Consider the following 19,661-nt stretch of genomic DNA (forward strand, 5'->3'; position numbering starts at 1 on the left):
ATTATGAATAAAAATGCTCAGGCAGGCCGGATCTTCCCTCAACACATAATCCGCACACCGGCCGATCATAACGCAGGACTCCCTGGCAGCCAGTTTGCGGATAGCATCGCTCTGTATTTTAAATAGCCCTTCATTTGACAATACATCATGATAAGGCGTCATGCCGCCTAAATAGGAAAATCCCATGCTGAAAGCATACGGCAAACCGCTGCTTGCCCGTTCATCCGCTTTTTCAAAAAGTTCTTTCGAAAAGCCGCTTTCCTTGGCGGCTACCGCCAACAACTCCTTATCATAGTAACCGATGCCCAGGGATTCGGCCAATCTCTTCCCTATTTCACGCCCGCCACTGCCATACTGCCGCCCGATCGTAATTATCATTCTCTTTTTCATGCCCTTATCCGTTTATTTTATTTCCACGCTTTTAATTTACACATTCTAATCGGATTCCATTATTGTACCTCCCATTTTTTTCGCAGGATCTTTATTTGCCGGAAAAAAACAATCGCCGTAACAATTGTCGATATGGCATCAGCCAACGGCATACTGGCCCAAACTCCCGTCGTACCGAAAAACATAGGCAATATAATAAGGAAAGGAACCAGGAAAATCAACTGCCTCGTAAGTGACAAAAAGATAGAGGTACGCGCCATCCCGATCGAAAGGAAAAAGTTGGTCGCTACGATCTGGAATCCGACAATGGGAAAAATAATCAAGGTAACCCGGAGTCCGAAAATGGAAAGGTCGATCAGTTCCTGGTCCGTAGTAAACATCCGGACGATCACCCCCGGGAATAACTGGCAAATAAGGAATCCGACGACCGCTATTCCGACCGCCCAACGGATTGTTAACTTTGTTGTTTCCAACACACGGCTATAGAGGCGGGCGCCGTAATTGTAGCCGACAATCGGCTGCATTCCCTGGTTCAGCCCGATCATAATCATGATAAAGAGAAAGGAAATCCGGTTGACGATGCCATAAGCCCCGATGGATAAATCGCCTCCGTAATGCATCAGTCCGCGGTTGATAAGAATCACGATCAGGCAAGCACATGCATTTACAAGGAAAGGAGACATGCCGATGGCGAAAGTACCTCCGACAATTTCTTTCCTCAACCGGTAAATCCCTTTCTGGAAACGTAAATATCCCTGGGGATTCATAAAATGGATAACCTGGTAGATAAGCGAAATCGTCTGCGAAATGACCGTTGCCAAAGCCGAGCCTTTGATTCCCCAACCGAATCCGAATATGAAAAGCGGGTTCAGCATGCAATTGATCACGACAGACACGAGGGTTGCATTCATTGCCTTCTTGGGATAACCGCTCGAACGGAGTATAGCGTTTAATCCCAGATACATGTGTGTGATCAGATTCCCGTAAAGAATGATACGCATAAAGTCCCTCGCATAACCGATCGTTTGTTCGCTGGCGCCGAAGAAATAGAGAACCGGATCCAGGAAAATCAAACAGATGGCGGCAAAGAGAAAACCTATAATCAGGTTCAGGACAACGACATTACCCAATACTTGGTTCGCTTTCTCAAAGTCATTCTGCCCCAGTTTCACGGAGATCAGGGTAGAAGCGCCGACGCCGACCAGCGAACCAAAGGCCGCCGCCAGGTTCATTAATGGGAAAGTAACAGCTAAACCGGATATGGCAAGCGAACCGACTCCATGCCCGATGAAAATACTATCGGCAATATTATAGAGTGAGGAGGCGGCCATGGCAATAATCGCAGGGATAGAATATTCTTTCAAAAGCTTGCCAATCCGTTCGGTACCAATAGTGGCAGGTGATTTAACTTGTGTCATAAAAATGTGTCTACTTGCATCATAAGCAGGTCTTAAAATCTCGGCAAAGGTACGGTTTTATTCCTTTTTTTCATACCTTTGATTCTGAATTCACATAGATCAACACAACGATGAATTATTACGAGTTTGTATTTACCTACTCCTCACCTATTCCGGCCTCCATCCTCCATGATATATTGGCGGAGGAACTCGGACAAATCGGATTTGAGAGTTTTATCCAGTCAGAGGAAGCGCTTCAGGCTTACCTTCCTGCACCGGCCTACAACGAAGTGCTCCTGAAGGACAAATTAGCGGCATTTCCTTTGGACAATGTAGGAATAAAGTACGCCAAAAGCCTGATAGAAGGAAAAGACTGGAATGCCGAATGGGAGAAAAACTACTTCAAGCCGATCGAGATCGGTGATCAATGCCTCATCCGCGCTTCTTTCCACCAACCGGAGGAAGGCTTTCGGCATACAATCGTGATCGACCCCAAGATGGCCTTCGGAACAGGAAATCATGAAACGACTTACCTGATGATCATGGAAATGCTGAAGTTGGATCTGGAAGGTGCCGAACTGTTGGATATGGGGTGCGGGACAGCTGTTCTGGCCATTTTGGCCAAAATGAAGGGAGCAAAGCGGGTCGTTGCCATCGATAACGACGAATGGGCTTACCAGAATGCGCTGGAAAATATCCGGCTCAATCACACCGATGATATCAAAGTATTGCTGGGAGATGCCGGCTTAATCGGTCTGCAGGGAACATTCGACTATATTTTCGCCAATATCAACCGGAACATTTTACTGAACGACCTTCCCTTTTACAGTAAGGCATTGAAGCCGAAATCCTTTCTCTACATGAGCGGTTTTTATACCGAAGATATTTCAGCTTTGGAGAAAAAAGCGGAAGAATCCGGGCTCAAGACGGCGGCCACTGTCGAACGGAACCATTGGTGCGCCATCAAATTACAAAAGCAAACAACATAAATTAACTTGCCGGAGAAAACTATCGGATTAAAAATCCGTTATTAATATAGTAAAGGGACCATAAATAGAAGGGAGAATTTTATGAAAGGATTTGATTCTAAATTATTATTAGGTTTTGTAATTGGAGCTGCAATAGGCGCAGCCGTAGGGTACGTTGCAGCCGCAGACAAAAAGGAATTGCTGGAAGATCTGAATAACGTAGTTGGGAAAATAAAGGAAGGATTCGCATCGGCTATCTCAAAGTATTCCGAATGTAAACCAGAAGAATCTACCAACGAATAAAAGCGATAGGATGGAAAATACTTCCGGCACAATTTTCAGTAAGTTAAAAGAAGATCTTACCGCTTATCTGGAACTGAAGTTAGCCTATTACAAAGTGTGTACCCTGGAACAAATCAGCCGGGTTACAGCCGCACTTTGTTATGGGCTTATCGGATTGTTTCTGTTTTTTTTCGTTAACTTGTTTATCTTTTTAGCGGTAGGACTCTATTTAGGCACTCTTTTCAATAGTTTGGGACTAGGATTTACTTGTGTTGCCATTATTTATCTGTTGGCAATATTACTGGTCTATCTTAGAAAAGAAGGAATAAAAAAGTTTATAGAAAACAGAATCATCAGTTTACTGACAGAAGAAGATAATACAAATCATGAGAAGACGTCAAACTCCTAAGGAAAAGCTATTGGCTGAAAAAGAACGCCTTCGTCTCGAATGCGAACGATTTGAGAAAGGATTCAGTAAAGATCTGTCCTATATTCAGGAAAATATGGGAAGCATAGCTTTCTCATCCATTCGCTCGTTGATCTTTCCTTCTGCCAGGCCTCAAAAAGAAATAGGGAAGGGAATTTCCCAGATAACGACCCGGAGAGAGGCAGAAACAGCCTCCGGGCACACCAATTATGCGGGTATAATTAGCGACTTGGTTCCAATGGCTTGGAATATTTCAAAGCCGTTCATTCTGACGTGGAGCGTTCGTAAAGCACAATCTCTTATTCGCAATCTGCTCTTTTCAAAAAAGAAGGTGAAATAAAATATTAATTTGTGTTATAAAACAGGTTTTTCCGCTCCTTATATCCTAAAGAACAGAATAAATTATTAATTTTACGGTCGTTTTAAAAACAAGGTGTAATATGAAACGTATAATCACTTATATAATTGTTGCTTTTTATTTAATAGCAACATTTTCTTCTTGTGCTACGCCTTGCGGATGTTAAATAGAGAGGAAGTAATTTAGTTTTATTAATAAACCCCTAAAAGTTTTATTACAATGATTAAAGTAGGTATTAATGGATTTGGCCGTATCGGACGTTTGGTATTCCGTGCTGCCCAGACAAGAAATGACATTGAAATCGTAGGTATCAACGACTTGATCGATGTTGATTACATGGCTTACATGCTGAAGTATGACACAATGCACGGTCAATTCAAAGGAACGATTGCTATCGAAGACGGCAAATTAGTCGTAAACGGTAAGGCAATCCGCGTAACAGCCGAAAGAAATCCTGCCGATTTGAAATGGAATGAAGTAGGTGCAGAATACGTTGTTGAATCTACCGGTTTATTCCTTACGAAAGAAAAAGCGCAAGGCCATATCGATGCAGGTGCAAAATATGTTGTAATGTCCGCTCCTTCCAAAGATGATACCCCAATGTTCGTTTGCGGTGTTAACTTGGATGCATATAAAAAAGGTACCCAATTCGTATCCAACGCATCTTGTACAACCAACTGTTTGGCTCCGATCGCTAAAGTATTGAATGACAAATTCGGTATTAAGGATGGTTTGATGACTACGGTTCACTCAACAACAGCTACACAGAAAACGGTAGACGGTCCTTCGGCAAAAGACTGGAGAGGCGGCCGCGCTGCATCGGGAAACATCATCCCTTCTTCTACAGGAGCTGCTAAGGCTGTAGGTAAAGTGATCCCTGAATTGAACGGTAAATTGACGGGTATGTCCATGCGTGTTCCGACTTTGGACGTATCTGTAGTCGACTTGACGGTTAACTTGGCTAAACCGGCTACATACGCCGAAATCTGCGCAGCAATGAAAGAAGCTTCCGAAGGCGAACTGAAAGGTATCCTCGGATACACAGAAGATGCAGTCGTATCTTCCGACTTCTTGGGTGACGCCCGCACTTCCATCTTCGATGCAAAAGCAGGTATCGCTTTGACCGACACATTCGTAAAAGTCGTATCCTGGTATGACAACGAATGGGGATATTCCAACAAAGTATTGGAATTAGTCGCTCATTTGGCAAAAGTAAACGGATAAATTATCCTACCATAAATGAAGCGAAGGGGACTCCAGAAGTCCCCTTTTCTTTTTATATCACTATGTAAGAAACCATTATTTACCCTTTCTACAGGCGCCGTAGGTGTCAAAAAGTCATCGCTTATCCACTAAAAAATTGGTAACTATGAATGAATGCAGTCATAACTATGAACGAGCGCACTCATAACTATGACTGTGCACAGTCATAGTTATGAGTTTTCTTTCCCATACCGATCGAAGTACTTTGGTGCAATTTTTTTATGCTTATTTGGGAGATTGTTTTCTATTTCCGTAAATAATTTGTCTGCATATTGTAAGGCGTTTTCAAAGAATCCAAAATAGTCTTCCTCGTAAAGGATTACAGACAGTTCTTTGAAGTAGTACCTAACACTAGGCGTAAACAAGACACTCATCTTTTATAAATTTCTCTCAAATCCTGTTCAATGCCTTTCATTAGTTCAGTTTTTGTAAGACCGCTATCAAAATCATCCGGCAAATCATCCTGTTTTGTTAATACGAATGTTTTCGTTTTTCCCCTCTGTATTACAACCATTTCCGAAGCCGCCAAATCGAGGTGTTTTTTTCATGTTATTGCGTAATTCCACCGAACTGATAACTTTCATAATTTTAAGATTTGACGTACTTTATAGTGTACAACAGAAATAGTGCTTTCTTTTGGCACTACCAAACAAAGCCGGATATTTTTCTCCCGTAGTTCGGAAGTTGAATGCTTTTATAGACTTAAGAATTGTTTTTCTTCATATATTTGTTGTGACTAACGAGCAAAAAAATTAATGCGTGTCGCTATCCATTACATACTAATTACGCTTGGATTGTCACTCATCACCGCCTGTAATCCGCAACCTGAAGCAAGAAAGCTTCTGGCGGAAGCCGTACAATGGATGGAAGATCACCCCGATAGTGCGCTGATCCGCATCGACTCCATTTTCTTTCCCGAAAAGAGCCTGAACCGTGCTGAATACATGCAATACCTTGTTACCAAGGTACAGGCTAAATACAAGACCTATCGTGATATCAGCGCGGATACGCTTATTTTCAACGCCCGGGACTATTTCCTAGATCACAACAAAGACCCTAAGAAAACGGCACTGGCGTTCTTCTACAGTGGATGTGTATATCGCGAACAGGAGGATTATAAGCAGACCATGCTGCATTACAAAAAAGCCGGGAGCTATGCTGCAAAGTCCGAAGATATCGGTTTGCAGGGACTAATAGAATATAATACCGGGGATATGTTTTCCATACAAGGAATGTATCGTCAAGCATTGGAAAGCTATAAAACAGCAGAAGCGCTTTACCATGGAATGCCTGAAAAACAAACGCAATGCCTAAGCGCCATGGGGAGGATGTATACATTATTACAACTACCCGATAGTGCGTTCTTCTATTTCCATAAAGGCTTGGAGTTAGCGCAAGCTTCTAAAGATGAAAAACTGTTAAGCTTATTGGCACAAAACCTGAGCGTAGCATATAAAGAAGTGAAACAATACGATAAAGCCGAAACTTACCTACGTCAATCCTTTCTAATCAATCGGGATTCTACTGAATTATCCCGCTATTATTTGAATTTTGCTGAACTATATTTCTGTATGGGGGGACAACAGGACTCTGCTATCTGGTATACCGAATTGTTAAAACAGCATATCGATTCCTTAAAAGACAACTATTTCAAGGCAAGCGCCTACCTCTATTTAGCAGAATGGGAAAAAATGCATTCCAACTATGGGAAAGCCTTTTTTTATCAAGAGAAACGTATGAAGGCATTTTCCCGGATCATGAAAGAACGGAAAAATCAATCCATCTATGAAATACAGCAGAAATACGATTACGAACAATTGCAAAAACAGTATTACAAGAATATATCCGTCAGGCAGCAATGGATCATCACCTTGCTGGTCATGGTCATAACCGGAGGAACCGTTTTTACGCTCTATTGGATCCGGCAGAAAAACCGGAAGGCGGAAACGCAACGGAATATCGACACCCTAAAAGAGATGAACCGCAATCTGGAGGTAGCCGTCCATCAGAAAAACCTCGACCTGCGGAAGGATCTATTATGGCGATTTGATATCACCAAGAAGGTAGTTAAAATAAATGGTGAAATCGCCCGGTCGGACAAACAAAATCCGGAAAAATCCGCATGGATCAAGCAATTCAATAAAATTGTTTATGGAGACAAAAGTGTAAAAGAACAATGGGAGGCCATGCTTCAAGCATTTAACATGGCACGACCCGGTTTCTCGGAAAAAATACGAAAAAAATACCCCACCCTTTCCGACGCTGAATTTAAGGTATGCATCCTTACCTATGCCGGATTCAGGGTAAGAGAGATCGCCCTTATCCTGAACCAAAGCTCTAACACCATACAGGTACGCCGTACTAAACTCCGCAAAAAGATGGGGATAGAATCGGGCAGTGATATAGCCACCCATTTAGACGAGACATTAGGTTGAAAAATATTTCTTTGCAGAATCCGCAAATCAGAAATATTGCTTTGACAACAATAGAACAGAATGCCACAATCTTTATTTCACTTCACCGAAAGCTATATTTCAATATTAGCAACGCCCTGACAATCAAATCACAACTTCCCATTTAAAAGGAAAACCTACATCATAAAAAGAAAAACCGATATGGATGCTTTCTCTCATTTCGGTATATTTAATTTTACTTTCAGATAAATATTAAAACATGCTCTATATGAAAAAACAATTATTATTAATTATGTGCGCGGGATGGTTACTTCTCCCCACACAAGTAAATTCCGGAATATTTCTGCTTCCGGAAAATACTGAAATAACCGAAACGGATCCGATAGATTTGGAAGGAAAATTTAATACTGGAGGACTTCGCTCCGTGGTGGATCCTATTATCGCGCAAAAACAAGGTAATGTGATTTATATAACGTTCATTAAACAGTTAGGAGACATATTGATCGCTCTTACCGATAGTGAAAATAACCAAGTGTATAATGTTACAGTCAACACATCGGTACAGCAAGAGCTCATTATTCCGCTTTCAGGATTGCCAGAGGGTGTTTACACTATTACATTCTCCAATGAGAAAGGTATGATGTACGGCGATTTTGAAATATGACAAAACAATGTAGGGAATAACTATTATACCAAAAAAGATGGCTAAGAATTTATAAATAGAGCGAGTTTCGTAGTATATAAATTTATATAAAAGAGACTCATATTAAGGCGGAGGCTTTTCAATTATTTACTTAGTAAAACACACAAACATGAAAAGATTTTATAAGCTGTTTTTATTTTCTATATTGACTGTAACTATTACAGGGTGCAGTAATAAAGATAATGAACTTCCTTTTGGAGGTTCTGGTGATTTTAAATTCAAAGAATATACACAAACGGTAGTTTCTAAGGATACTACTATCTCTTTTCTAAATGAAACCAAAGATAAATTTTGGTTTGTCAGTAATTACAGAGTTGTGATAGGTTCCGATACTATTTATAAGTATGTCGAATATGAAGATTCTACTCGCATACAAAAAGCTCCTATTGATGAAGGATGGTTTAAACTCATAAAGGAAGATAACAATCAATTAGATATTCATTTACTAAAAAATGATTCTGGACAGGAGCGACAAATATTAATTACAATTGTTGCACCTAACACGCGCCAAGAAGGAGCAGATTTAGTGGTAATTCAAAAAGATTAAAATATTAGTTGATAATATTTTACAAAACAATCTGACAACATATAAAATCAATTATTATGAAAAGAAATTACTTGTTTTTATCAGCTTTTATTGTATTGTTTTCAGTAATCTCGTGTACTGAGTCCACTGAATTTATAGAAGAAGAAAATGCAAATATAGAAAATAAATCTGATTTTCTTAATTCTCCCACTGTAACTAAGGCTATTCAATTAGTGTCAGACTTTAGTGCTAAAAATCAATCATTAACAAAAAGCAGTACGCAAAATATTAATATTAATAAAGACAATGAAAGAATAGAAGTTATAGATGTTGATTCTACGTTATACCATTTTAATATAACGAATAAACAAGGTGTTCTAGAAACAGAAAATTTGAAATCATTAGATAATGATTCTTTTACCTTATATACTGTTTATTTCAAACAGAATAAAAAGAAAGGGTTTAGTATTGTTTCAAGTGATGAAAGATTAAATCAGGTATATGCATATACTGAAGATGGTAATTTATCAGATACAGTATATAATAAAGCTCTTGCAGGAATTTTATATAATATACCGCTTATCTGCCAAGAACAATTGATAAAATATGATGAAACCTCTACGAAGCAAATTACCAAGTCAACATCCAGTAACTTCTATATAAATGTCGGACCGAATATAATAACGCAATGGCATCAAGGCTATCCTTTCAACATATATACTCCTGCAGGTAATGGTTGTAGCCACTGTCCGGCAGGATGTACAGCTATAGCCTTAGCTCAAGCTATAGCAGCATTAAACGCGCCTGCATCACGATTAAATGGACGATTTGATTTTGAAGCTCTAACAAACGCTTCTTTTCCTTCGGCTGATTATTATAATATGGCTGGAGATTTGGCAAAATATATAGGAGATCTTGTTGGCATGAATTATTCATGTGATGGTAGTGGAGCGTGGGCTCATGATATATGTAACACATTCGATACATGGAGAATAAGTTATATATTTAGGAACGGTAATATCGATTATGGGGAATTATTAAATACTACTGCAAATGGTCATTATGATGTAACTGCAGGATTTCAGAAAAAAGGAGAAAAAGCAGGACATACATGGGTAATTTGTGGAGTTCGTGGTTATGTCAAATCAGAAGGAGGTAAATACGTCGCAGTAGATGATAGCCAAATGTCATATTACTGTAATTGGGGTTGGTCAGGTTCATCTGATGGATGGTATGTATATACAAATGTAGAACAACCGACTAACATAGATTATCCATTTATAAAAGATAATGAACAATTATATATCAAAGGAATACTAGGTCAGTAAACTATAAAATACCTTATAAATAAGAATCATTATAAATTAGGGAGGACTCTTCTCTCCCTAATTTATAATAGACTACACGATTGTCACCTCCTGAGACATTTGAATTTCAAATCAATAAAGATAAGACTTATTTAACTTATTTATATCCTACAACCCTAGCCATCAAATATTTACGACATAAAGAAAGGATGGCGTAATTGAGGGAAAACAATAGAGATATGTGTAAAATATTAATCATCCGATTTCGCCGTATAGGAGATGCGGTATTGACATCCTCAATTTGTACTACCTTAAAAAGATCGATACCCGGTTGTGAAATTCACTATGTTCTCAATACTTGCATCGCACCGTTATTTGATACACATCCCGATATAGACAAACTTATCACTTTTAGCGAAGAAGAAAAACATTCGTTTTTTTCGTATCTGAGAAAGATACGAAAGCTCATGAAGACGGAAAAATATGATATCATTATAGATGCACGCTCTACACTTAATACAATGTATTTCCCGCTATTTTCACTGAGATCGAAATATAGGATAGGGCGTAAAAAAACGTATACTAGATTGATCTATAATTATCGGGTCGATAACGTAGATATCAATAAAAACATTATTCAACATCTGCAAAAACTGCTCGATCCTCTCAGAAAAGAATTTGATATAAAAGACAATACTCAATTTTATCTCCATTGTCGTGGGACAGAGAAGTCATCCTACAAAAGTTATATGCAATCCATGGGTATTGATTTTACAAAACCTGTTATCATCTGTGCCGTCTGCGCCCGTTTACAGTACAAAAGATGGCCGATGTCACAGATGAAAACTGTATTGGAAAAACTGTTAGATAAATATTCGGATACTCAGTTAGTATTTAACTATTCTGGTGGCCAGGAAAAAGACTTTGCTCAAACTCTGTATAAACAAATGGGGCAAGATCCGCGCATATATATTAATATTGAGGCCAAAAGCCTGAAGGAGCTGGCTGCCTTGATTAGTAATTGTGATTACTTTTTCGGTAATGAAGGTGGTCCTCGTCATATGGCGCAGGCTTTGGGCATTCCATCTTTTGCCATATTTCCGCCCGATATTTCTATAAAAGTATGGTTACCGGATAGATCTGTTGCCGCCGATGGGATCGAACCTCAGGAAATAGATTATAAAGCAGCGCACAATGAGGAGTTGTCATACCAAGACCGGTTCGACCTTATATCTCCCGAAGAAGTCTGGCGAAGATTAGACAAAAATCTTCAAAACCTTATTTATTAATTCGCATTCAATATTAACGGCTCCCTATGCCTTCTTTGAGACTGCAACACGGCAAATTGGATAATATCAATAAAAGCAAGGAAGAGGGCATTTCATTGTAAAGCGGTATACTATGTTTATATTTTTTATTTGGAGATGAAAAAACCTGGTATATTGCAACACTTCACCCTCTTCTGGATAATCCTTCACAATCTGTAAAATTAGAAGTTCCTGTTAACCTTCCAGGAAAAATCGGATTACAGAAAAGTGCATTTCTTAAATAGGTGGAAAACAAAGTAAAGAAATAAGATTTTTTATAACTCTAATATCATAATTTAGTCTATCCTTTGATTAAAAATAAATACTACTTTCGTATAGATTATAACTTTATGATATTATGGGAACGGAGGGATTAAACAACCACAAATTAGAATTTATTAAAGCATCATCATCCACTGATCGTGTGAAACAAGGCGAACCTTTGTCGGGGGAAACCATTACCGCCGAAGAATCCGCCAGACGTTCGTTCAACCATCTGGGAGAAAAGTACAGCGTCAAGTTCAGCAATCGATATACACGATGAAAAAAATCCTATTACTATTGCCGTTCATCTTGGGAAGCCAATTCTCCGACGCACAATATTCATTCTCCGGCGTTGTTATCGACGAGAAGAGGGAAACCTTACCGGGGGTGCAAGTTATGCTTTCGATCAACGATTCTTTGTTTGCCGCCGCTTTAACCGATGAAAAAGGTAAATTCTCCATCAAAAATCTTTCCAAGATGGAATATGAATTACAGATTACCTACCCCGGGTATAATGTATTCGAGGAAATGCTTGACCTTCAACGTAGCTTAAATACGGAGTATATGCTAATGCCCAAAAGGGATGTGGAATTAGATGATGTGGTAGTGACTGCCAACCGGAGCGATTACGTGAAACGTACGGCTACCGGACATATTTTTTATCTTTCAGAACAAGCTAAAAACAGCGGGAACCCTTACCGTGCGTTGAAAGAAATTCCCAAGCTGATCTCCAATGAAGCCTTGCAAAAAATTACGATGGAAGACGGAAGCTCACCTTTAATACTGATAGACGGAAATACAATTAATTCCGGCGTGGCTCCTATCGACCCCAAGGAGATAGAATCGGTGGAAATCATGGATGTAGTCAATGCGCGTTATTTAAGGACAGGGGCGAAACATATCCTCAACATCAAGCTAAAGAAGAAAACAGCCCCTTATACCTTCTTTGAGACCGCGACACGGCATGATGTTCCTATACGAAACGGCATGGGAGTCGTTTATTTCGAAATCGGAAATCAAAAATATTCTTTGTACAGTAGAGCTGCTGCAAATTATACCTATGACAATAATACCGAGACCCAAGGTTGGCAACGGGGTGAAAATTATTACAAGCAAAACAACGGGGTAATCAGGGAAAACAGCAATTATCAATTGGGAGAACTATTGTTTAAATGGAAATTTACGGAAAAGGATTATCTGGCCGCTCACGCTTACGGACAACAAAAATTAAAAAAGATAAGGTCATGGGGAACCGGGGAGTATCAAACCGACTATTTACAGGATTTCGATTATACCGCCTTTAACCGCAACGACGCTTATATCCTGACGGGGAGCCTATATCACAAACATTATTTCACGGATGACAAGACCTTGGAAACAACGCTTGCCTACAACAAGAACGGAGACGATAGCGATGAAGAACGGGAAGAGATATATCCCGATTGGCGCTACCGTAATCTATATAAATACAGGAATAAACGTTCATCCGGCAGCTTGAATATCGATTATTCATGGAGCTGGGGAGAGGTCAACAGCCTGAACGTCGGTAGTGAGACGATGTATGTAAACGACCATATCAATCAGGTAAGCGAAGGGTATCCGGTGTTCCGCCACCGGGCATGGAACGAATATTTATACTCGGCATTCAGTAGCAAGACGGGAAACCTCTTTTATATGGCCTCGGCCGGCATCGAAGGGATCTGGTTGAGAGCGGGCAACGTTTCCAACCGCTATATCAAGCCGCGCGCCTCCTTCAGCGGAACATATGAATTCAGTCGCAATCATTCCTCTCGGATGAGTTATACCCTGACAAATACGGCTCCCGCCGTTGGGCAATTGAATCCGTACAATACCTCCACCGATTCGTTGGTAGTTGTTAAAGGGAACCCGGAATTGCTTCCCGTTCAGAATCACCAAATCGAGAGTTCCTACACTTTTAACAAGTCCGGATGGTATCTCACCCCTTCCACCTCTTATAGCATTTATACCGACAGGATAGAGCCTTTCGGTTTTAGCGAAAACGGAATCTATACCAGCACCTACCGAAATATGGGACGTTTCAAAACGCTCACGCTCGGCGGTTCGGTCAGCTACCGCCTGAACAAATGGGGACGTATCTATGCGAATGCCTACCATCATGTGGATTATTTCTCGGGGATGGATCCTCTAAAGAGTTTTTCTTGTGGCGGAGGATTCATGGCAACATATAAAAAGTGGACGTTCAGCGGAGATATTTCTTACCAAAACTACCAGTATACACCGGTATCCCGGCTCACGCAAGTCACACCCGAATATTCGCAAGTACAAGTCAATTACAATTTTACCAAGAACTTCTACATTGCAGTAGCCCTTCCCTATTTCTGGGGAACTTTACGTTCGGATATTACGACTCACAGCGGAACCTACCGTTCTTTTTCGTCCAACCGGATGATCGACCAGTCGGCGCATCCATGGATTTTGCTTCGCTATACTTTCAGAAAAAACAACAAACAAAAGATTAAATTGGATAATATCATTAAGAGTAAGGAAAAGGGCATTTCGTTGTAAAGCGATACAAAACAGTTTTATTGAGGGAAAGTCCGTTGAAGGAAACAACGTAATTGTCCAGACTGTCCTACCAGCTTCCATGATTAAAGAATAGACGCCATTCCATTTTAGCAAAACCTATATTTCTTCTTTTTCAATATACTGAAAATCAAACCTATATTTTTACTTAACAAATGAAGACCTTTCAAAGGCAAGACAATACAAGGAGAATGCCCGGCGACTGCAATTTCAAAATCAGATTATACGGAAAACCATTTTAGCAGTCCAGCGCGGAATTCAGGAAAATTTCATGTACATTTGTCAGCCATGGATTCATACGAACTTATAACGGTTTTAGGGCCGACTGCATCAGGCAAAACCTCTTTTGCCGCAGCATTGGCCGCACGGCTGGATGCAGAAATTATCGGAGCCGATTCCAGGCAAGTATATCGTTCGATGGACATAGGAACCGGAAAAGATATGAAAGATTATTGTGTGAACGGACAAGCAGTCCCTTATCATTTAATTGATATCCGGGAACCGGGAGACAAATATAATATCTTCGAATATCAGCACGACTTTCATCACGTCTACCGGCAAATAAAAGCAAGAAATAAGTGGCCGGTCTTATGTGGCGGCACGGGTTTATATATCGAATCCGTACTGAGCGGATATAAACTGTTGGACGTGCCGAAGAACGAGGCTTTGCGGAAGATCCTTCAAGGCAAATCACTCACGGAGTTGGAAGAGATCCTTCGTTCCTATAAGAAACTACACAATAAAACGGATGTCGATACAGCCCAACGGGCAATCCGGGCGATTGAGATTGAAGAATACTACCGGAATAGGGCTCCTGACCGGAATGAATACGAACCGCTCCACAGCCTGATCATCGGCATTCATATCGACCGTGAATTACGGCGCCGGAAAATATCTTCCCGCCTACGCAGCCGATTGGAAGAGGGAATGGTAGAAGAAGTCCGTCAAATCCTGGCTACCGGAGTGAAACCGGAGGATTTGATTTATTATGGGTTGGAATATAAATATCTGACACTTTACGTGATAGGAGAACTGACTTATGATGAAATGGTCAGCCGCTTGGAAATTGCCATCCATCAATTTGCCAAAAGGCAGATGACTTGGTTCCGGGGAATGGAACGGCGCGGTTTCGAAATCCATTGGATCGATGCCACATTGCCGACGGAAGAAAAGATAGCCCGTACGCTTGAATTATTAAATGAAACAGAAATAAAACAAAAATAAATGAGCAATCTCAACGACTTTAGAAATAATGAAAACTTCTTCTTGATGGCGGGTCCCTGCGTGATAGAAGGAGAAGAAATGGCTTTACAAATTGCCGAACGGATTGTCAGTATCACACAAAAGCTGAACATCCCTCTCATCTTCAAAGGTTCTTACCGGAAAGCCAACCGCTCCCGCCTGGATTCCTTTACCGGTATCGGGGATGAGAAAGCGTTGAAGATTTTACAGAAAGTAAATGCGACTTTCGGTGTCCCGACCGTCACCGACATTCATGAAACGACAGAGGCTGCAATGGCGGCCGCCTATGTAGATGTACTCCAAATTCCCGCCTTCCTTTGCCGGCAGACCGACTTATTGGTTGCGGCGGCTCATACAGGCAAGATTGTAAACATCAAGAAAGGACAGTTTCTCTCGCCGGAAGCCATGCAATTTGCCGCACAAAAAGTAGTCGACGCCGGGAACAAGCAGGTTATGCTCACCGAACGGGGAACCACTTTCGGTTATACCGACCTGGTCGTGGATTACCGCGGGCTGCCGACCATGCAGGCCTTCGGCTTTCCGGTCGTAATGGACGTCACCCACTCTCTGCAACAGCCCAATCAGACATCCGGTGTTACGGGCGGGCTTCCCCAATTAATTGAAACCATAGCCAAGGCGGCAGTCGCCGTCGGTGCGGACGGATTATTCATTGAAACCCATCCGGATCCCCATTCGGCCAAGTCAGACGGAGCCAACATGCTGCCGCTCGACCAATTGGAAGGATTATTAACAAAGCTGGTTCGTATCCGCCAAGCGATCCGGAAATAAAAAAACGCCCCGTATAAGAGGCGTAAATATAATTTTATGAAGCTGTCTAAAAAGCATTGCGCCACCCTGAAAAAGGAGTATACTCGATCAATTCATTGAGTATACTCCTTTTTGACATCGAGTATACTCAATGATAGAATCGAGTGCACTCAATTTTTTCCGTATAAGTCGCGACTTTTAGAACCTCTGACACAAATCAATAAGCTCTGGCGAACAAAACACGTTGTGCCGACGGTTGACCGGTCACCATACATTTTCCCGGCGTCCGGTCTCCATCCAGAGGAATACAGCGGATGGTCGCTTTTGTTTCATTCTTGATCCTTTCCTCCGTCTCCGGCGTCCCGTCCCAGTGGGCCATTATAAACAGGCCCTCTTCGATTTTCTCTTTGAATTCGTCGTACGTATCGACCGTAATGGTACGCGATTCGCGCAGGTCGAACGCCTTGCGATAGATATTCTGTTGGATTTCTTCCAACAGGTTCTTGATGTACTCCTCAATTCCTTCGCAGGACAATGTTTCCTTTTCCAGCGTATCGCGGCGCATCACCTCGATCGTATTGTTCTCCAGATCGCGTCCGCCCATCGCCAGGCGAACCGGAATTCCTTTCAGCTCATATTCGGCAAATTTCCATCCCGGTTTTTTATTGTCGGCGTCATCCAGTTTTACTGAGATGCCAAATGCTTTCAAGCGGTTTAAGAGGGCGGAACCTTTTTCCCGGATCGCGTTCAATTGCTCCTCGTTGCGGTAGATCGGGATGAATACGACTTGTATCGGCGCCAGGTGCGGCGGCAAGACCAGTCCGTTATCATCCGAGTGCGCCATGATCAGCGCTCCGATCAAGCGGGTGGAGACTCCCCATGAAGTAGCCCAAGCATAATCGCTCTTTCCATTCTGGTCGATAAAGGTAACATCAAACGCTTTTCCGAAATTCTGTCCCAGGAAATGGGACGTACCGGCCTGCAAGGCTTTCCCATCCTGCATCATCGCCTCGATCGTATAGGTATCCACGGCACCGGCAAAACGTTCGCTCTCCGATTTCACCCCTTTGACAACCGGCATGGCCATATAATTCTCGGCAAAATCGGCATAAACCCCTTGCATTTTTTTAGCTTCTTCTTCCGCCTCGGTACTGGTCGCATGGGCCGTATGCCCTTCCTGCCATAGAAACTCCGCCGTACGGAGAAACAAACGGGTACGCATTTCCCAACGCATCACATTCGCCCACTGGTTAATCAAAAGAGGCAGGTCCCGGTAAGAATGGATCCAGTTGCGATATGTGTTCCAGATAATGGTTTCAGAGGTCGGACGGATAATCAGCTCCTCTTCCAGCTTGGCTGCCGGATCGACAACGACCCCGCTCCCATCCGGGCTGTTCTTCAAGCGGTAATGAGTCACCACGGCGCATTCTTTTGCAAAGCCTTCCACATGGTCCGCTTCCTTGCTCAGGAAGGATTTGGGGATCAACAAAGGAAAATAGGCATTCTGATGACCGGTTTCCTTAAACATACGGTCTAAAATAGACTGCATCTTTTCCCAGATTGCATATCCGTAAGGTTTGATTACCATACAGCCGCGAACGGCGGAATTTTCAGCCAAATCGGCTTTTATCACTAAGTCCTGATACCATTGCGAATAGTTTTCGCTTCTTGAGGTCAGTTCTTTCAGCTCTTTTGCCATTTCTCTATCTCTTATCTTATTTTATTCTATCATTCCGTTCAAAAAGAAGGGACAAATGTACAAAAAATCCGTATATCTTAATACTGCTCCGCTTCATTCGGGAAATCTCCCGTTTTGACATCTTTTACATAGTTTTGTACCGCTCCGGTAATCACCTCCCCCAAATTGGCGTACCGCCGCAGGAAACGGGGGGAAAATTCCTGGTTAATCCCCAGCATATCGTGCATCACCAACACCTGCCCGTCGACTCCCCCGCCGGCTCCGATGCCGATAATCGGGATCGCCCGTTCTTTCGCCACTTTCGCCGCCAGGATGGCCGGGATTTTTTCCAACACGATGCCAAAGCAACCCAACTCTTCGAGCAAGCGCGCATCCTCCTGCAGTTTCTCCGCCTCTTTCTCTTCGCGGGCGCGAACCGTATAGGTTCCGAATTTATTGATTGACTGCGGTGTCAGTCCCAAATGCCCCATGATCGGAATGCCGGCGCTGAGGATCCGCTCGACCGATTCCTTTATTTCGGCCCCACCTTCGATCTTCACACAGTCGGCATGCGTCTCCTTCATAACCCGGATGGCCGAAGCCAAGGCTTCCTTCGAATTTCCCTGGTAACTTCCGAACGGCAGGTCAACCACCACCAGGGCACGGTTTACGGCCTTCATCACCGATTTGCCATGATAGATCATCTGATCCAGGGTGATGGGAAGCGTAGTTATATTTCCCGCCATGACATTCGAGGCGGAGTCGCCGACCAGTATCACATCGATCCCGGCATGATCGATCAACTTAGCCATGGAGAAATCATAGGCCGTAAGCATCGAAATCTTCTCGCCCCGTTGTTTCATCTCCATCAACCGCCGGGTGGTTACCTTTCTATTATCATCTGTTTTTGCTACTGACATTTTGCTTTTGCTGTTATTAGATGTGCAAAGGTATGCAATTCTCTTTTGAAAAAAAGTACTGCCAAGGGAATAATTCGGCATATCCTATCGTATAATCTATGTAGCCTTATACACAAAGGATCGGGGAAGACGCATGCTCAATCTGCCGGTTACCGACGAAAAAGCCTTGGTTGAATAAAGACCGATCACTCGGTTTCTAAAATCAACTTTTTCATGTATATTTGCATAGCAATGAAAAAACGATGGAAAATAAAGGACAGGACTTGCGCATGGACCACTATTTGGTAATAAAGACAAGAGATGAATTATTACGAATCAGGATCAGACAAATATTATATTTTGAAGCAGATCGCAATTATACGAAATTAGTTCTGGCCGAAGGCATTCAGTTCACTTTTGCCATCAATATCGGTAAAATCGAAGAAATCCTGGGAAAGCAGGTAGCCGACATCAATTCCTTCTTAATACGCGTCGGGAAAAGCCATATAATCAATAAAAACCATATTCTTCAGATTAACTTGCCGAAACAGAAGCTCGTATTATTGGGAAATGAAGGGAAACCCCGGGAACTGGTCATTTCCAAAGATCCGCTAAAAGTACTGAAGGATCAGCTGGAAAAAGAAATGACAAAAACCGCGGAGGCATTGGAATAAAGTATGGAAATACGGATAGGAAAAGCGAATGACAATGACTTTGTCGTTGACGACTCGCACGTCAGCCGGCATCATGCAATACTTTCGAAAGACAGGGAAGGGCAATTTTATATCGAGGACACCGGTTCGACCAACGGTACGTTCGTGAATGAGATCCAGGTAGTCCGGAAAAAAATTTCCGAAAGCGACCGGATCCGCCTCGGCGACCACTACCTGTTGGACCTATGCG

The 19,661-nt window shown here is 42.0% G+C and carries 20 protein-coding genes; 16 read left to right on the forward strand and 4 right to left on the reverse strand.

Going from position 1 to position 19,661, the window contains the following annotated elements; all coding sequences use genetic code 11:
* Together BQ8014_RS13430 and BQ8014_RS13435 are read right to left on the reverse strand one after the other, a co-directional pair.
* Nucleotides 1-390, reverse strand: a 390-nt coding sequence (locus BQ8014_RS13430) for a cytidylate kinase-like family protein (protein ID WP_139785165.1), incomplete at its 3' end; no start/stop codon positions are given.
* Between the two features lie 59 nt (nt 391-449).
* Nucleotides 450-1,808 (reverse strand): MATE family efflux transporter, encoded by a 1,359-nt coding sequence (locus BQ8014_RS13435; RefSeq protein ID WP_080904789.1) that lies wholly within the window; start codon nt 1,806-1,808, stop codon nt 450-452.
* A gap of 110 nt (nt 1,809-1,918) precedes the next feature.
* On the opposite strand from BQ8014_RS13435, the gene prmA reads away from it, so the two are divergent.
* The 14 genes from prmA (at nt 1,919) to kdsA (ending at nt 16,202) form a co-directional block, all read left to right on the forward strand.
* Nucleotides 1,919-2,776 (forward strand): 50S ribosomal protein L11 methyltransferase, encoded by an 858-nt coding sequence (prmA, locus tag BQ8014_RS13440; protein WP_080904790.1) that lies wholly within the window; start codon nt 1,919-1,921, stop codon nt 2,774-2,776.
* A gap of 81 nt (nt 2,777-2,857) precedes the next feature.
* Nucleotides 2,858-3,058 (forward strand): hypothetical protein, encoded by a 201-nt coding sequence (locus tag BQ8014_RS13445; protein ID WP_080904791.1) that lies wholly within the window; start codon nt 2,858-2,860, stop codon nt 3,056-3,058.
* 10 nt (nt 3,059-3,068) lie between these two features.
* On the forward strand, nt 3,069-3,446 hold the full coding sequence (locus tag BQ8014_RS13450) for a hypothetical protein (RefSeq protein ID WP_080904792.1): 378 nt from the start codon (nt 3,069-3,071) through the stop codon (nt 3,444-3,446).
* Nucleotides 3,424-3,804 (forward strand): hypothetical protein, encoded by a 381-nt coding sequence (locus BQ8014_RS13455; RefSeq protein ID WP_080904793.1) that lies wholly within the window; start codon nt 3,424-3,426, stop codon nt 3,802-3,804. The genes BQ8014_RS13450 and BQ8014_RS13455 overlap by 23 nt, the downstream gene beginning before the upstream one ends.
* Nucleotides 3,805-4,041: 237 nt before the next feature.
* A complete protein-coding gene (gap, locus tag BQ8014_RS13460; RefSeq protein ID WP_080904794.1) occupies nt 4,042-5,046 on the forward strand; it encodes a type I glyceraldehyde-3-phosphate dehydrogenase in 1,005 nt (334 codons plus the stop codon).
* A 794-nt stretch (nt 5,047-5,840) separates the two neighbouring features.
* The gene (locus BQ8014_RS13470; protein WP_080904796.1) at nt 5,841-7,520 is read left to right on the forward strand and encodes a tetratricopeptide repeat protein; all 1,680 of its coding nucleotides are present in this window, start codon (nt 5,841-5,843) and stop codon (nt 7,518-7,520) included.
* 247 nt (nt 7,521-7,767) lie between these two features.
* Nucleotides 7,768-8,163, forward strand: coding sequence for a DUF3244 domain-containing protein (locus tag BQ8014_RS13475; protein WP_160150091.1), 396 nt, complete (start codon nt 7,768-7,770; stop codon nt 8,161-8,163).
* 148 nt (nt 8,164-8,311) lie between these two features.
* A complete protein-coding gene (locus BQ8014_RS13480; RefSeq protein ID WP_080904798.1) occupies nt 8,312-8,749 on the forward strand; it encodes a hypothetical protein in 438 nt (145 codons plus the stop codon).
* Between the two features lie 56 nt (nt 8,750-8,805).
* On the forward strand, nt 8,806-10,056 hold the full coding sequence (locus BQ8014_RS13485; RefSeq protein ID WP_080904799.1) for a C10 family peptidase: 1,251 nt from the start codon (nt 8,806-8,808) through the stop codon (nt 10,054-10,056).
* Nucleotides 10,057-10,274: 218 nt separating this feature from the next.
* Complete coding sequence (locus BQ8014_RS13490; protein WP_139785130.1) at nt 10,275-11,324, forward strand: glycosyltransferase family 9 protein; 1,050 nt, start codon at nt 10,275-10,277, stop codon at nt 11,322-11,324.
* A gap of 376 nt (nt 11,325-11,700) precedes the next feature.
* Nucleotides 11,701-11,886 (forward strand): hypothetical protein, encoded by a 186-nt coding sequence (locus BQ8014_RS13495; protein ID WP_080904801.1) that lies wholly within the window; start codon nt 11,701-11,703, stop codon nt 11,884-11,886.
* Nucleotides 11,883-14,153, forward strand: coding sequence for a TonB-dependent receptor (locus tag BQ8014_RS13500; RefSeq protein ID WP_080904802.1), 2,271 nt, complete (start codon nt 11,883-11,885; stop codon nt 14,151-14,153). The genes BQ8014_RS13495 and BQ8014_RS13500 overlap by 4 nt, the downstream gene beginning before the upstream one ends.
* Nucleotides 14,154-14,459: 306 nt before the next feature.
* Complete coding sequence (gene miaA / locus BQ8014_RS13505) at nt 14,460-15,395, forward strand: tRNA (adenosine(37)-N6)-dimethylallyltransferase MiaA (RefSeq protein WP_080904803.1); 936 nt, start codon at nt 14,460-14,462, stop codon at nt 15,393-15,395.
* Nucleotides 15,396-16,202, forward strand: a complete 807-nt coding sequence (gene kdsA, locus BQ8014_RS13510; protein WP_080904804.1) for a 3-deoxy-8-phosphooctulonate synthase — start codon at nt 15,396-15,398, stop codon at nt 16,200-16,202.
* A gap of 196 nt (nt 16,203-16,398) precedes the next feature.
* Here kdsA and proS read toward each other — a convergent pair whose 3' ends face one another.
* Together proS and panB are read right to left on the reverse strand one after the other, a co-directional pair.
* Nucleotides 16,399-17,880: a proline--tRNA ligase gene (proS, locus tag BQ8014_RS13515; protein ID WP_080904805.1), complete on the reverse strand. Its 1,482-nt coding sequence runs from the start codon at nt 17,878-17,880 to the stop codon at nt 16,399-16,401.
* Nucleotides 17,881-17,957: 77 nt separating this feature from the next.
* Nucleotides 17,958-18,779 (reverse strand): 3-methyl-2-oxobutanoate hydroxymethyltransferase, encoded by an 822-nt coding sequence (gene panB / locus BQ8014_RS13520; protein ID WP_080905971.1) that lies wholly within the window; start codon nt 18,777-18,779, stop codon nt 17,958-17,960.
* 269 nt (nt 18,780-19,048) lie between these two features.
* On the opposite strand from panB, the gene BQ8014_RS13525 reads away from it, so the two are divergent.
* Nucleotides 19,049-19,432 carry a LytTR family transcriptional regulator DNA-binding domain-containing protein gene (locus tag BQ8014_RS13525; RefSeq protein WP_080905972.1) on the forward strand — a complete coding sequence of 128 codons (384 nt, stop codon included), beginning with the start codon at nt 19,049-19,051 and terminating at the stop codon, nt 19,430-19,432.
* A gap of 3 nt (nt 19,433-19,435) precedes the next feature.
* Nucleotides 19,436-19,661 (forward strand): FHA domain-containing protein (locus BQ8014_RS13530; protein WP_139785166.1); only part of this gene is annotated, 226 nt, incomplete at its 3' end.

The organism is Parabacteroides sp. Marseille-P3160 (genome assembly GCF_900162725.1).
Lineage (GTDB): Bacteria > Bacteroidota > Bacteroidia > Bacteroidales > Tannerellaceae > Marseille-P3160.